This window comes from Hydrogenophilus islandicus (assembly GCF_054657095.1).
The window spans coordinates 1-12,948 of sequence record NZ_BAAHXE010000024.1 but is presented as its reverse complement, the minus strand read 5'-3'; the positions used below and the strand labels follow the sequence as shown (position 1 = coordinate 12,948).

The 12,948-nt window shown below is 65.0% G+C and carries 9 protein-coding genes; 8 read left to right on the top strand and 1 reads right to left on the bottom strand.

What is annotated here, in order from left to right:
• The 8 genes from ACYQ6T_RS07735 to ACYQ6T_RS07700 all read left to right on the top strand — a co-directional run bounded on the left by ACYQ6T_RS07735 (nt 1) and on the right by ACYQ6T_RS07700 (nt 12,560).
• Entirely contained in the window at nt 1-810 is an 810-nt protein-coding gene (locus ACYQ6T_RS07735; protein ID WP_459829613.1) for an enoyl-CoA hydratase/isomerase family protein, read from the top strand.
• A gap of 14 nt (nt 811-824) precedes the next feature.
• Nucleotides 825-2,855: an acetyl/propionyl/methylcrotonyl-CoA carboxylase subunit alpha gene (locus tag ACYQ6T_RS07730; protein ID WP_459829610.1), complete on the top strand. Its 2,031-nt coding sequence runs from the start codon at nt 825-827 to the stop codon at nt 2,853-2,855.
• On the top strand, nt 2,852-3,802 hold the full coding sequence (locus ACYQ6T_RS07725; protein ID WP_459829608.1) for a hydroxymethylglutaryl-CoA lyase: 951 nt from the start codon (nt 2,852-2,854) through the stop codon (nt 3,800-3,802). Before ACYQ6T_RS07730 ends, ACYQ6T_RS07725 begins: the two co-directional genes overlap by 4 nt.
• Nucleotides 3,799-4,578, top strand: a complete 780-nt coding sequence (locus ACYQ6T_RS07720) for a hypothetical protein (RefSeq protein ID WP_459829605.1) — start codon at nt 3,799-3,801, stop codon at nt 4,576-4,578. Before ACYQ6T_RS07725 ends, ACYQ6T_RS07720 begins: the two co-directional genes overlap by 4 nt.
• Before the next feature lie 189 nt (nt 4,579-4,767).
• Nucleotides 4,768-5,625: a substrate-binding domain-containing protein gene (locus tag ACYQ6T_RS07715; RefSeq protein WP_459829602.1), complete on the top strand. Its 858-nt coding sequence runs from the start codon at nt 4,768-4,770 to the stop codon at nt 5,623-5,625.
• Nucleotides 5,626-5,638: 13 nt separating this feature from the next.
• Nucleotides 5,639-7,972, top strand: a complete 2,334-nt coding sequence (locus tag ACYQ6T_RS07710; RefSeq protein ID WP_459829598.1) for a PAS domain S-box protein — start codon at nt 5,639-5,641, stop codon at nt 7,970-7,972.
• Nucleotides 7,973-8,360: 388 nt separating this feature from the next.
• Complete coding sequence (gene nosZ / locus ACYQ6T_RS07705; protein ID WP_459829596.1) at nt 8,361-10,280, top strand: TAT-dependent nitrous-oxide reductase; 1,920 nt, start codon at nt 8,361-8,363, stop codon at nt 10,278-10,280.
• A gap of 63 nt (nt 10,281-10,343) precedes the next feature.
• Nucleotides 10,344-12,560: a 4Fe-4S binding protein gene (locus tag ACYQ6T_RS07700; protein WP_459829593.1), complete on the top strand. Its 2,217-nt coding sequence runs from the start codon at nt 10,344-10,346 to the stop codon at nt 12,558-12,560.
• Between the two features lie 121 nt (nt 12,561-12,681).
• Here ACYQ6T_RS07700 and ACYQ6T_RS07695 read toward each other — a convergent pair whose 3' ends face one another.
• Nucleotides 12,682-12,855 carry a hypothetical protein gene (locus ACYQ6T_RS07695; RefSeq protein WP_459829591.1) on the bottom strand — a complete coding sequence of 58 codons (174 nt, stop codon included), beginning with the start codon at nt 12,853-12,855 and terminating at the stop codon, nt 12,682-12,684.
• Nucleotides 12,856-12,948: the final 93 nt, after the last annotated feature.

The following is a 12,948-nucleotide window of genomic DNA, read 5'->3' as shown; positions in this document are numbered from 1 at the left end:
ATGAATCAATTCACGACGTTGGCGATCGAAGAGCGGCCCGTTGCCGGCGGGGTCGCGGCGTGGGTATGGATGAACCGCCCCGAGGTGCACAACGCCTTCAACGCCCAGGTGATCGCCGAACTGACCGCGGCATTTGCGCAACTCGCAGGGGACGATCGCGTCCGGGTGGTGGTCCTTGCTGGGCGCGGCAAGAGCTTTTCGGCCGGTGCCGACCTCGAGTGGATGAAGGCGGCGGGAAGCGCGTCGGAGGCGGAGAACCGCGAAGACGCGCGCCGCTTGGCCGAGATGCTCGCTGCGATCGCCGAGTGCCGCAAACCGACGATTGCGCGGGTGCACGGCGCAGCGCTCGGCGGCGGAATGGGGCTCGCCTGCGCGTGTGACATCTGTGTGGCGAGCGACCGGGCACAGTTTGCCACGACCGAGGTGCGCTTTGGCATCATCCCCTCGGCGATCAGCCCCTACGTCCTGCGCGCGATTGGCCCCCGGCAGGCGCTGCGCTACTTTCAGACGGGCGAGCGGATTCCCGCCGCAACGGCCAAAACGCTCGGCATCGCCCACGAGGTGGTGCCCGAAGGGGAACTCGACGTAGTGATCGAGACGCTCATCGAGGAGCTGACCAAAGGGGGGCCGAACGCGCTCTGGGAGGCGAAAGCGCTCATCGCCGCAGTGGCGCACCGGCCACTCGACGCAGCCCTGATGGACGAGACCGCTGCCCGAATCGCCCGGGTCCGCGCGACGCCGGAAGCGCGGGAAGGGCTTGCCGCGTTTCTCGAAAAACGGCCAGCCCGTTGGGTGGTCGGCGATCTCTGAGCGAAGGAGCTGCGATGTTTCACAAGATCCTCATTGCGAACCGCGGCGAGATCGCCTGCCGCGTGATCCGCACCGCGCGGCGGTTGGGCATTCGCACCGTCGCGGTCTATTCCACTGCTGACGCCCACGCGCTCCACGTGCGCCTTGCTGACGAAGCGGTCCATATCGGGGCGGCGCCCGCGCGCGACTCCTACCTGCGGATCGAGGCGATTCTGGCCGCTGCCGAGCGGAGCGGCGCTGAGGCGATCCACCCCGGTTACGGCTTTCTCTCGGAAAACGAAGCCTTCGCCGATGCGTGCCGCGCCGCCGGGATCGTCTTCATCGGTCCGCCGCCGGAAGCGATCCGCGCGATGGGCGACAAGGCGCGCGCCAAAGCGCTGATGGCCGAAGCGGGCGTGCCGCTCACCCCGGGCTACCACGGCGACGACCAGCGCGACGATCGGCTTCTGGCGGAAGCCGACCGGATCGGCTACCCGGTGCTGATCAAGGCCGCTGCGGGGGGCGGCGGCAAGGGGATGCGGCGGGTCGATCGCCGCGAAGAGTTCCTCGCTGCGCTCGCCTCCTGCCGCCGAGAAGCGGCCTCGGCCTTTGGCGACGACAGGGTGCTCGTCGAGCGGTACGTTCTTGAACCCCGCCACGTCGAGGTTCAGGTCTTTGCCGACCGCCACGGCAACGCCGTCTATCTCTTTGAGCGCGACTGCTCGGTGCAGCGCCGCCACCAGAAGGTGCTCGAAGAGGCCCCCGCGCCCGGTTTGAGCGACAGTGAACGCCGCGCGATGGGTGAAGCGGCGGTGGCCGCCGCGCGCGCCGTCGGCTACGAAGGGGCAGGGACGGTCGAATTCATCCGCGCCCCCGACGGCACCTTCTACTTCATGGAGATGAACACGCGGCTGCAGGTCGAACACCCCGTCACCGAAATGGTCACCGGGCTCGACCTCGTCGAGTGGCAGCTGCGCGTCGCCGCTGGTGAGCCGTTGCCACTCAAACAGACGCAACTGGTCTGTCGCGGCCACGCGATCGAAGCGCGCCTCTACGCCGAAGATCCCGAGAAGGGCTTTTTGCCGGCAACCGGCCGGTTGGCGGTTCTCGAATTTCCCCCTGAAGCGCCCGACCTGCGCATCGATACGGGCGTAGAAGCGGGCGACGAGATCACCCCCTACTACGACCCGATGATCGCCAAGATGATCGTCTGGGGGGAGACGCGCGAAGCGGCGCGCCGCAAGCTCGCCGCGGCGCTCAACGCCACCCGGATCGTCGGCGTGGCGAACAACGTCGAGTTTCTCCTGCGCCTCGTCGCTGCCCCCTCGTTTCGCGACGCGCAGCTCACCACGGCGCTCATCGAACGCGAATACGACTGGCTCTTTGCCACCCAACCGCCCCCGGACGCAGCGTGGTGGGCGCTCGCGGCCGCCGAATATGAGCGCGAGCGGGAGGAGGCGGCCGCGCGGGCACGCCGCAGCGTCGACCCCCACTCCCCGTGGCACGCCGTCGACGGCTGGCGGCTCAACGCCCCTGCCGAGCGGCGCTGGCGCTTCCGCTACCGGGACGAGAGTCGGCTCCTTCGCGCCCGCGTCGCTCCCGACCACCTCGCCTTCGCTTCAGGCGGCGAGGCGGATGGCTCCCCCAGCCGGTGGGTCGACGTGCGCACCCGCGCCGAGCCCGACGGGACGCTGCAGCTCGAGATCGACGGCTGGCGCACGCGGGCGCAGGTGGTGGTCCACGGTGCGCACCGTTACCTCTTCTGGAGTGATGGCGCCTACCGCTTTGAGGCGGTCGCCGACGAATGGCGCGGCGGCGACCAGGGCGCGAGCGACGGGCAGCTCACCGCGCCGATGCCGGGACGGGTGATCGCCGTGATGGTTCAGGAGGGCGATCGTGTCGCCGCGGGGCAGCCCCTCTTGACGCTCGAGGCGATGAAGATGGAACACACCCTCACCGCCCCCGCCGCAGGGCGCGTTGCAGCGCTCCATTGCGCGGTGGGCGACCAGGTGAGCGATGGGGCGCTCCTCGTTGCGCTCGCCCCGACAGAGGAGGCCGCGTCATGAAGCGGGGCCCCGAACGGGTGACGCTCGTCGAAGTGGGGCCGCGCGACGGGCTGCAAAACGAAGCGACACCGATTCCCACCGCGACGAAACTCGAGCTCATTCGGCGGTTGCGCGCCACAGGTCTCACGGTGATCGAAGCGACTGCTTTTGTCTCGCCGCGGTGGGTGCCGCAGATGGCCGACCACAGCGAACTCCTCGCCGCGCTCACCGCGGAGAGGCGGGCAGCAAACGAGCACGCTGCTGCCCATCGTCCCCGCTACCCGGTGCTTGTCCCCAACCTCAAGGGGCTCGAGGCGGCGCTCGCTGCCGGCGCTGAGGAGGTGGCGGTCTTTACCGCTGCGTCCGAGGCCTTCTGCCAGAAGAACATCAACTGCTCGATCGCCGAATCGCTCGAACGGTTCGCCCCGGTGGTCGAACGGGCGCGCGCTGCGGGGGTTGCGGTGCGCGGCTACGTCTCGTGCGTCGTCGCTTGCCCCTATAGCGGCCCGGTTCCCCCGAAAAAGGTCGCCGAGGTGGCGAAAGCGCTCTGGGCGATGGGATGCGGCGAAATCTCGCTCGGCGACACGATCGGCGTCGGCACCCCCGACGCGATCGTCCGGATGGTCGCGGCGGTCGCCGCCGAAGTGCCGATTGAGCGCCTTGCGGGCCACTTCCACGACACCTACGGGATGGCGGTCGCCAACGTCGTCGCGGCGTGGCAAGAGGGGGTGGCCACCTTCGACGCCTCGGTCGGCGGGCTCGGCGGCTGCCCCTACGCGCCGGGGGCTGCGGGCAACGTCGCGACGGAGGCGCTCGTCTACCTCTTCGAGTCGATGGGGGTGGCAACAGGCGTCGCGCTCGAACCGTTGGTCGCTACCGCGTGGTGGATCGCTGAGCAGCTCGGGCGAACCCCCAACTCGCGCGTCGCGTTCGCCCGGCGCGCGCAACGGCCCCAGCAAGGCGAGTGATCGCTGAAGCGCTTGCGTGGCTCACCACCCCGGCGCCGTGGGCGGCGCGGCGGCTCGGCTACCTCTACGAAGCGGTCGCGATCACCGCGCGCTACCGCCGCTGCCGCGCGGCGTGGGCTGCGCACCTTGCGGCGAGCCGGGAGACGCTCCTTGCTTTCTCCGCCGCGCTTCCCCGCCGCCGTACGCTTGTCGTCCTCGGCTCGGGCGCCGGCTACGACCTGCCGCTTGAGACGCTCGCGCGGCAGTGGCAGCAGATTCTCCTCGTCGACCTCGTCCACCCCTGGTCGATCCGCTGGCGGACGCTCGCCTACCGCCACGTCCACCGCGCCGTCTGGGACGTTGCCGGCGTCGCTGCCGCGCTGATGAAAGACCCCGCGACCCCTCCCGAACCGTGCCCCCACTGGCCGCTGCCGCCTACCACCGACGCGGTTGTCTCCCTCAACCTCATGGCGCAGCTTCCCATTGTTCCGCTTGCGACGCCCGCCGCACAAGCCTTCTCGGAGGAAGAGCGGGCTGCGTGGGCACGGGCGATCGTCGCCACCCACTGGCGCCTCCTCGCGGCCCTCTCCTGCCCCTCGCTGGTGATCACCGATATTGCCAGCGTCACCCTACCGTGCGATAATGAGAATAGCCCCATTGCTGATCGGGGAACGCTCGCCGGTTTTGTCCCGCCGCAGCCCCCCATCACCACCTGGTGGTGGGAGATCGCCCCGTGCGGCGAAGAGTCGGCGAGCTCGCGGCGGCGGTTGCAGGTGGCGGTCTATCGCCCGTCGTAAGGGGTGTTTGTTGTGGGTCAAAGCGAAACGCTTGGGTGAAAGCAAAACGTTTGTCTGAAGAGCACACATTCCTAACCACCAAGGGAAGGGGGCGCCGCCAGTGGCTCGCGCAGCTTGCCGCGCTCGGGTTCGCCGCAGCAGCGCGGCCGGGCGTCGCCACCCCGACCGCGTCCCGCAATCCGCTGTCCCGTGACGCAGCGCCGCTCGTCGTTCTGTCAAGACACCACTGCGAACGACTACCGGGCGAAACAGGTAGCGCGGGCGCAGGCGTGGTTTGCCGAATACCTCCCTGAATGCCGCTTCGTCGTGCGCGACGCCGACGGCAGTCTCCTGCGCCAGATCGCCGACCTCGAATGGGCTGCTGAAGCGCGCGCCGCGGTGATTCTCGTCGGGGCGGCCGGCGGGGAGCCGCTCGTGCCGGCGCTCGAAGCGGCCCGCGCGGCAGGCGCCTATCTCATCGCGCTCTCCCGCTGGGTTCCCGGCTTTCTCTTCGACGCGCTGGTCACCGGGGACAACTACGCGATCGGCGCGCGCGCCGCTGAGCTCCTTGCCACGCTGCGCCCTGAAGGGGGGCGGGTGGCGATGCTCGAAGGGTTACCGGGAACGACGCCGGCAATGCAGCGCGGCACCGGTTTTCGCGCCACTTTGCGCCGCTATCCGCAGTGGCGGCTCATCGCCGCCGAGCCTGCCGACTACCTCCGCCACAAGGCGGCGCGGGTGGTCGAAGCGTGGGCGGCGGCGGGGGTTAGCTACGATGCCCTCTATGCCCACAGCGACAGCATGTTGGTCGGCGCCCGCGCGGCGTGGCGCCGTTTGGGGGTCGACCCGCGCGCGCTCATCACGATCGGCGTCGACTACATCGCCGCGGCGCGCACAGCGATCCTTGCTGGGGAGCAGACCGCGTCGTTCCGCTACCCACTGATGGTCGACGAGGCTGGCGCGGTGGCCCAAGCGTGGTTGCGCCACGGCAAGGTGATCCCGTTCGTCGACGTGGCGACGCCGTTGATCACTGCACAAAACGCCGCAGATGAGGCGGCGATCTTTTGAGAAAGGAAAGGGTGTGTCGCGTTCCATTCCACATGAGCCGATTACCCAAACGCTCACCCGCACCTATTGGCGCGCGCTCGGGTTCCTCGCGCTGGTGATCGGCGGGGTGGCCCTGGCGGTCGGGTACGGGTGGATCGCTCGATTCCATACCGAACGGCTGCACGCTGCGGCTCAAGCGGTCACGGAACTCTTGGCCGCGGAACGTCAGCGGATAGAGGCGCTCCTTACCCGCACGGCAGAGAATCCCCTGCTGCGGGACGGGGCGCGGTTCCTCGATCGCTACCGCGAAGAGGCTGAGGAGCTCGCCTTTTTCCTCCCTGTCGCGCAGGAGATGAGTGCGCCGCTCCTCGAGATCGGCCAGTGGCTCCCCGCGGACGGCCTCCTCTTTGGAAAAGGGGCAGGGTGGGAGGTGGTTCTCTCTTCCCACACCCTCTGGTGGCGGCACACGGGGAGCGGCAAAACCTTTACCGTCGCGGTCGGTTCGCGGCTCAAAGCCGCTGACGGCTGGCCCGATGGGGCGCCCGACACACCGGCGTCAGGCTGGAGTTGGGATCCCACGCACGGGCGGTTGCTCTTGACGGTGACCCACGAGGGGAAAGCAACGCGCATAACCGTCCGCACTCCGCTCGACCCGCAAGCGTTGGAGAGCCGCCTCGCCCGCCACGGGTGGGCACTCGCCGCCGTCACCGAAGAGCCCGCGATTTTTTCCCTGGAGGTGACGGCCCCACCCGAGCAAGCGGCGCGCGCCACCGCCGAGACAGTTGTTCCGGTTGCGAACCTGCTCGGGGTGGCGATTCGGCAACCCTCGGGGCCGACGTTACTGCTGCGGCTGGAGGAGCGTATCCCCGACATTCCCCTGTTGGTGGGGGTGATCGCCGCGGCCGTGGCTTTCGCTGGCTTGGTCATTGGGGTGGGCGTTCTTCTCCTGCGTTCCGGGCTGCGGCGCACCGTGATCGACCCCCTGACCGCGCTCCAGCAGGCGGTGGTCGCAAGTGGCGATGACCCCACCCCGCTGCGCGAGCTCGCTACCGACGGCTGGCCGGCGGAACTGGTGACCCTGCGCACCGTCTTCGCAGAGCAGTGGTCGTTGCTCCGCACCCGCGACGCCGAAAACCGCCAGTTGGCGCTCGCACTCGCCCATGTCGGCGACGGTGTGGTGTTGACCGATCGCGACGAGCGGATCCTCTACCTCAATCCCGCAGCGGAGAAGATTCTTGGCTATCCGCTCGCCGAAGTAAAAGGAAAACGCCCCGGGGAGGTCTGGCGATCGGGCGAAATGCCGTCGGAGGTTTACCGCCTCCTCCACGAAGCGCTCGCCCGCGGGGAGGAGTTCTCGGTGACTTTTCGTGACCGGACCCGCTGGGGAAGCGTGATCGACGTGGAAAAGAGGATCGCTCCGGTGCGCGATGCAACCGGGGCGGTGAGCGGTTTTGTCGCTACCTTCCGGGAGGTGACTGAGCGGAATCATTTGGTGGCCTCGCTCCATGCGGCCCAATTTACCGATTCCCTCACCCACCTCCTCAACCGCCTCGGGTTGCTGGAGCAGCTGCGCGGCTGGTTTGCGCTGAACCAAGCGGTCACACTCGCCTACTGCAACCTCAACGGTTTTGCCGCGGTGAACATCCGGTGGGGGACTGCAGCGGGCGATGCGCTCCTTCGGCGCGTGGCGGCGCGGCTCGTCGCGCTCCACGAGGGGTGGACCACCGCCCACCGCCCTTCACTCGTCGCTCATCTCCACGCCGACCACTTTGCCGTCGCCTGGCTGGGGGATGGCGAGCGAAACCGCGACGCCGTCACCGAGCTCCACGACGCGGTGCATGCGCTCGTCGAATACGAGGGGGACGAGCGCGTCCCGCTCCTCACCGCAGCGATCGGCGTCGCCGTCGCCCCTCAGGATGGCACCACCCCCGAGGCGCTCCTTACTGCTGCCGAGTATGCAATGCAAGCGGCGAAGGGGGAGACGGGCGACGCAGTCCAGTGGTACGACGCCCGCTGGGGCGAGCGGCAGCGCGTCCGCGCCGAGTTGAGCCACCGCATGGTGGCGGCGCTCGAGCAGCGCGAATTCGCCCTCTTTTTGCAGCCGGTGGTGAGCGCCGACGGCACGTTGCTTGCCGCCGAAGCGCTGATGCGCTGGCTACCGCCGGGACAGCCGCCGGTCTCACCCGGTGAGTTCATCCCGCTTGCGGAAGAGAGCGGCTTCATCAACCCGTTGGGGGCGTGGGCGTTCGACGAAGCGCTCGCGATCGCGGCAACGCTCGTCGCGCGCGGTTGGCCCCGGCCACTGATCGCCGTGAACGTCGCCCCGCAACAGCTCACCACCGACGCGTTCCTGACCCAGGTTCGGTAGGTCGTTGCCCAGTGGCGGCAAGCCCATCCCGCGACCCCGTTTCCGCTCATCCTCGAGCTTACCGAGTCGGCGGCGATGGAGCATCCAGGGCTACTATTTCGCCAAACCGATGCCGCTCGACGCCTTCATCGCGTGGTTTCCGGGCCATCTTCCCAGCGCGCAGGGCTGAGGCCCGCTGCGGGTAACCGCCCACCGCTTTAGCCGCTCTTCGGTCCAGCAGGTTACCCGCTATTGCGTAACCCCGCCGCGATGCCATTGATCGATCGATCGCTCTCTCTTCGCTCGGACGCGTTTGACAAAAATCAATCAAAATTGATCGAAGTCAATGCGAAGCGCGGGTCGTTTCTCTATGATGGCCATGCTGGTTGATTCAGTGAGGAGAGAAGCGATGGAACCGGAAGTAAAGAACGAAGTGATCGACGAACGTCGCCGCGGTTTTCTCGGGGCTGCGGCGCTTGCCGGGCTGGCGGGGGCCGGTTTGTCGGCTGGTGTGATCGCAACGACGACAACGAGCCGTGAGGCTGTTGCTGCGGCGGGTGAAGGGGGCGGCGAGCTCAAGATCCACATGAAGCCGGGTGAGCTCGATACCTATTACGGTATCTGGTCGGGCGGCCACTCGGGCGAGGTTCGCGTCTTGGGTCTGCCAAGCGGACGAGAGATCAAGCGCATTCCCGTGTTCAACATCGACTGCATGAGCGGCTGGGGGATCACCAATGAAAGTAAGGCGATCATCGGGACGAAACCCGATGGTTCGCTCCTCTTCAAAACGGGCGATACCCACCACGTTCACGGTTCGTACAAAGACGGAACCTACGACGGAAAATATTTTTGGGTCAACGACAAGATCCACGGCCGGCTGGCCCGGATTCGCGGCGACCGGTTTGAGGTCGACAAGATCACCAAGATCCCCAACATCCAGGGCTTTCACGGGATCTTTCCCGACAAGCGCGATCCGGTTGATCCCAAGATCAACTACACGACACGTGTCTTCTGTGGCTGCGAGTTCCACATCCCGCAGCCGAACGACGGCCGCGATCTCGACGATCCAAAGAAATATTTCGCGCTCTTTACCTGCGTCGATGCCGAAACGATGGAGGTGCGGTGGCAATGTAAGGTCGACGGCAACATGGACCTGGTGGCAACCTCGTACGACGGCCGTTTTGCCTTTTCGAACCAGTACAACACCGAGGGCGGTATTCACTATGAAGAGATGATGGCGCGCGAGGTCGACGCGTGCGTCGTCTTCAATATTGCCCGGATCGAGAAGGCAATCCGTGAAGGGAAATACTTCACGATCGGCAATTCGAAAGTCCCTGTCGTCGATGGCACCCGGGCGGCGAATCAGGATCCGAAGACGGCGCTTACGGCGTATGTCCCAGTGCCGAAGAACCCCCACGGCGTAAACGCCAGTCCGGACGGTAAATACATGGTCTGTTCGGGGAAACTCTCCCCGACCGTGACCGTGATCGAGGTGGCGAAAGTGGCCGACTGGTTCGACGGCAAGCTTGACGACATCCGCAAGGCGGTGGTCGCCGAGGTCGAGGTCGGCTTGGGGCCGCTCCATACCACCTTCGATGGGCGCGGCAATGCCTTTACTACCCTCTTTCTCGACAGCCAGGTGGTCAAGTGGAACATCGAAAAGGCGATTCGCTACTACCAAGGCGACAAATCGGTGCAATATGTCGTTGACCGGGTGGACGTCCACTATCAGCCGGGGCATTTGAACGCGTCGATGGGGGAGACCAAGGAGGCCGACGGCCAGTTTCTCTTGGTCGGGTGCAAGTTCTCGAAGGACCGCTTTTTGCCGGTTGGTCCCCTCCACCCGGAGAACGAGCAGCTCATCGACATTCGTGGTGAGAAGATGAAGCACTTGGCCGACCATCCCACCTACCCGGAACCGCACGATTTCATCATTGTTCGTCGTGACCGGGTCCGCACCGAGCAGGTTGGGAAGCTCGACGAACATCCGCTGGCCGTGAAACGGGTTGAGGATTCGGGCGTCTTCCGTAACGGCAACAAAGTGACGGTGAAGGTGGCAGCGTATGCTCCGCAGTATCAGCTGCGTGAATTCGAGGTGAAGGTGGGCGATGAGGTGACGATCATCGTTACCAACTTGGATATCGTCGAGGATCTGACGCACGGCTTTGCGATCCCCGAATACGATATCAACTTCATCGTCAACCCGCAGGAGACGCGCTCAGTCACCTTCAAGGCCGATAAGCCGGGCGTCTTCTGGTGCTACTGTACCCACTTCTGTCATGCACTCCACCTGGAGATGCGTTCGCGGATGATCGTCCGTCCCGCATAACCCTATCTCAGAAATACGCCACCTCCGCAGTGGGGTGGCTTTCCGACCCCAATGGAGGGAATCGTGACTATTCGCCAGCGTTTGTCGCGGTGGGTGAGTGGCGCGTGGTTGCTCCTTTTTGCCCTGACCTCATGGGCTGCTGCAGCAAACGCGAAGCTCTACCAAGCGCAACTGCCGTCGGCTCTCTTTTCGGCACCCGACCTCTGCGCCTATGCCCCGTGTGACGCAGTCTTTCCCGAAGCAACCCATTTCTCTCAACGCAAAGGGAACCCCCCCTATGTTGAAGCGTGGCGGGAAGCCGACGGGAAAAAGGAGCTTCTGGGGTACCTGGCGCTCTCCACCGACATCACCAAAATTCCTGCCTACTCGGGCAAAACGTTGATTTCACTGATCGGCATTACCCACGACGGTCGGTTTGCAAGGGTTGCCCTGCTCAACCATTCGGAACCGATTTTGCTTTTGGGTATTCCCGAAGAGAAGTTGATCGCCTTCAACGAACAATATACCGGCAAACCGATCGCCAGTCGGATCGAAATCGGCAAGATAGAGAATGAAGCCGACAACGTCATCGGCATTGACGGGCTCTCCGGCGCGACGGTGACGGTGGTGGTGCAAAATCAGATCGTTCGGGCTGTCGCCCGTGCGATCGGCCGCCAGGTGGGGTTGATCACCCAAGTGGAACGCCCCGAGGCACGCTTCAGGGTGACGGGTAAACGGTACCGCTGGAGCGAACTGGAGCAGCTCGGCGTGGTGCAGACGCTGCGCATCTTCCCTGCCGACCTCGGTTTGGCGCCGGCCGAACCGGAGAACGGCGCTTCTGCTGCGCAAACGCCGGCGTTGGAGGTGCGCTTCGGGTTACTCGATCATCCCGACGTCGGTAAAAGCCTGCTGGGCGAGGCGGATTGGGAGAACCTCCAGGCGCGGCTCAAGCCGGGAGAAAATGCCCTTTTCGTGATCCGGACAGCGGGCAACGAATCGTTCAAAGGCTCAGGTTTTGTCCGCGGCGGAGTCTATGATCGGATCCAGTTGCGACAATTGGGGGACGTCTTCACCTTCCGCGATCTCGACTATCTGCCGCTCTACGACCTCGTTGCCGAGGGTGCGCCGCCATTTGACGAATCGGGGATCTTCATCGTCCGTGACCCCGCTTTCTCTGCCGCCTATCCGTGGGAGTTTGTCTATCTCGGCAACCGAATCGTCGACAAACTGACCGGCCACCGCGAGTATGTGAGCTTTGCTCAACAGTTCTGGATGCCGGAGTCGATGCTCGAAGGGGGGCGTCCGGTTGTTCCGAAACCGCAGCCGGCGTGGATGCGTTTCTGGAAGAGCCGCACGATAGAGATCGCCGGCTTTGTGGCAACGCTGTTGGCGCTTGCTGCCGTCTATGCTGCGCGCGACCGGCTTACCGCGCTCGCCACACGTAAGAAGAAGTGGCCCGTGGACCTCTTCAAATACGCTTTCTGGGTGGTGAGCGTCTTCTTCTTCGGTTGGCATTTGCTCGCACAGCCGTCGATTACCCAGGTGTTGACCTGGTTCCACAGCCTGTTGACCGAATGGCGTTGGGAGCTCTTTTTGACCGACCCCTTCATCTTCCTTTTCTGGATCTTCATTGTTCTCACCATCTTTGTTTGGGGGCGCGGCCTCTTTTGCGGATGGGCTTGTCCCTTTGGGTCGCTCTCTGAAATTCTCTTCAAAGTGGCTCAGTGGGTCGGTTTGAAGCGTTTTCAGTTCCAGTTGCCGATGCGTTGGCATCTGCGCTTGAAAAACTTGAAATACGCGATCTTTCTCGGGTTGCTTGCGGTTTCGGCCTTTTCGATGCCACTTGCCGAGAAGTTGGCGGAGGTTGAGCCGTTCAAGACCACGTTCCTGGTTGGTATTTTCGAACGCGGGGGGCTCTTTGCAGCCTACGCTCTGGCGCTCCTTGCGCTTTCACTCTTCATGGAACGACCCTTTTGCAAATACCTCTGCCCGTTGGGAGCGGCATTGGCGCTCCCTTCAACCTTCCGCTGGTTCGGCTTACGGCGCAAAGCGGAGTGTACCCGCTGCACCGCGTGTGCTCAGGGCTGTGGATCGCTGGCAATCGATCGCGCCGGACGGATCGATTACCGCGAATGCATGTTGTGTCTCGACTGCATGGTACTCTATCACGATGCACACGCCTGCCCGCCGCTTGCAGCTGAGCGGAAGCGGCGGGAGAAGCTGGGATTGCCGCTGACACCGGTTGGGAAGGATGGTTATTTCATCCCTATTCATCCGGTTCCCGTGGAGCGTAAAGGGTGAAGCAGGAGGTCAGTGCGATGAGAGCGGACGTGATGGTTGATCCCAACGTTTTGACAGAACCGGTTGAGCCACCGTTTTTAGCGTTGCCAGGCTGGCGGCGGTGGCGTGCCGAGCTGTTGGATCACTTGTGGCCATGGCGTGCCGATACTTTGCCGCTGACGTGGCGCTGGGCGACGATGTTGGTCGCGTTGTGGGTGACATTGGTGTGGGTTATGGGAGCAGTCGGCCGCATCGCGAGCCCCTGGTTGGTTGCGTGGTGGGTGGCATGGAGTGCAATCGAGCTCCTTGTTCGCATGCGGAGCAAGCCCTACGTGAAAGAGGGGCCATGGTGGGGTAGCCGCTTCCGCCGTGCAACGTGGCTCGACCTTCTTGCGTACGTGGGCTTTAA

Bases quoted from the DNA above. Each gene is read 5' to 3' on its own strand.
- ACYQ6T_RS07695 (WP_459829591.1), bottom strand. From the start codon at position 12,855: ATGCGAACAAGGAGCTCGATTGCACTCCATGCCACCCACCACGCAACC.
- ACYQ6T_RS07725 (WP_459829608.1), top strand. From the start codon at position 2,852: ATGAAGCGGGGCCCCGAACGGGTGACGCTCGTCGAAGTGGGGCCGCGC.
- nosZ (WP_459829596.1), top strand. From the start codon at position 8,361: ATGGAACCGGAAGTAAAGAACGAAGTGATCGACGAACGTCGCCGCGGT.
- ACYQ6T_RS07735 (WP_459829613.1), top strand. From the start codon at position 1: ATGAATCAATTCACGACGTTGGCGATCGAAGAGCGGCCCGTTGCCGGC.
- ACYQ6T_RS07730 (WP_459829610.1), top strand. From the start codon at position 825: ATGTTTCACAAGATCCTCATTGCGAACCGCGGCGAGATCGCCTGCCGC.